We start from the raw sequence: 1,650 nt of genomic DNA on the forward strand, positions 1-1,650 counted from the left end.
GAAAGCAAAGATGCGACAGCACGAGTGTATCGGGGGAGATGACCGGGTGCAATGAAGAGTACGCCACTGAGTCGTATCTCTCTTACTCGGTGCATATGTCCGCGATGACGGTGAGCGATGAATCGACAACTCACACAGTGTATACTCAGGGCGATTGCGGACAGACCCAATAATATCACCCAGCGGTCCGTGGAGAATCGCTTGAATTCCTGTTGTGCAAAAATTATGGAATCACTCTGGAGGGCAAAACATTGTTTTCTCGGACAACTGCATTCTCATAGTCATAACCACGGTTCTGTTCTTGTCTCGACAGGATCTATATTAAGAATGACTTTGAGGTCACTGAATGTGTTTTTGTTTGCTTCCCGTTGCAACGGTCAGTCCGCCAACAGTCGTGAACTATAACAGGATATGTTGAGGGTGAGATTTTCGTCTCTGTGGGCTTTCTCACCGTCGCAACGGTATATATGCTTGATACGAGAAGAATATAAATTCTATGTATATCCAAAATTTCATATGATCGAGGTAAGTTTGTCGGTGCTATTTCTCCGGTGCTCACATGGACAAATCGTCGGTTGACGGGATACGGGATAGAACTCCAAAATTTTCAGGAGTATTATGTACCACGGTTTTTCAGTGGATTTCGTTATTTCACTGTATTCGCTGGGAGCCACTCCCGGATATTCCAATGTTCGGATCGAGTCTTTCTACTATACGTGATCTTCGGAGCACTGTCTTAGTAACGTCTCGGGCTAAATGATGGTACTAACCTCTGGAAAATTTTCCAAGAGTTATGATTCGAGCAGCCAACGTAGCATCCCGATATGTCAGAGTCCAAGAGTACGTCTCTCTATCGAGGCAATGAACGTATGATGAATCCGACATACTCGCACACTCCTTCGCCTCTCTGAGGATAATGAACGACTCTCTGTTGAGGACACGACCTGCTATCTGGAATGTGGATTTCGATATCTGTCCATCACTCCAGTTATTTCCAAGAGCACTTCTTCCCCACAATCATATTCTATGTATTCGACAGAGTGCAGATGAGAGAGGAGAGGAGAAGGGAGGAGAGCGGGCAAGGACTCAATGTACTATCCACTCAGACAGCGCAGAAGAACGGAAACATGATATTATGAGCATTGATACTGTTTTCACCTATTGTGCTACTCAGCGTTTCTGTATCAATCGTCAGTGTCGTTTTAAACGGGATATTCGGGTTATAAGAGTCAAGGAGAATCCCTGCGGCTTCAGCCGCAGGACAGGACAGCTGAATCCAACAACTCGGAGTTAATCTACCCGGCGATAGTTGCGGTGAGATTGACAATCCGCAACTGAAAGTGACAGGCAACACTATGTATCGATAGGAATCAGGCTGAGAACAGAGTGATTTCCGCCAGTCCTCCGATTACGATGGCGGCCTGGCCTGTCCGCCCCAAGCAATGAGACAGTAATCGGACCCAGTCTGGTGAACGGTCGGGTCCGAGACTGAACCGATGCAGTGCCTTGCCCGACTGCTGGAAGCACCACAGACAGTCACTCCAAGTCTGTCGAAGTCTGCCGGACTCCCCACGGCACAACCAACTGTGGGAGTCCGAACACGATGGACGAGAGGATAGGAGTGGAGTGGAGTCCCGGGGACGGGGCTGG

The organism is Haloquadratum walsbyi J07HQW2 (assembly GCF_000415985.1).
Taxonomy (GTDB): Archaea; Halobacteriota; Halobacteria; order Halobacteriales; family Haloferacaceae; genus Haloquadratum; species Haloquadratum walsbyi_B.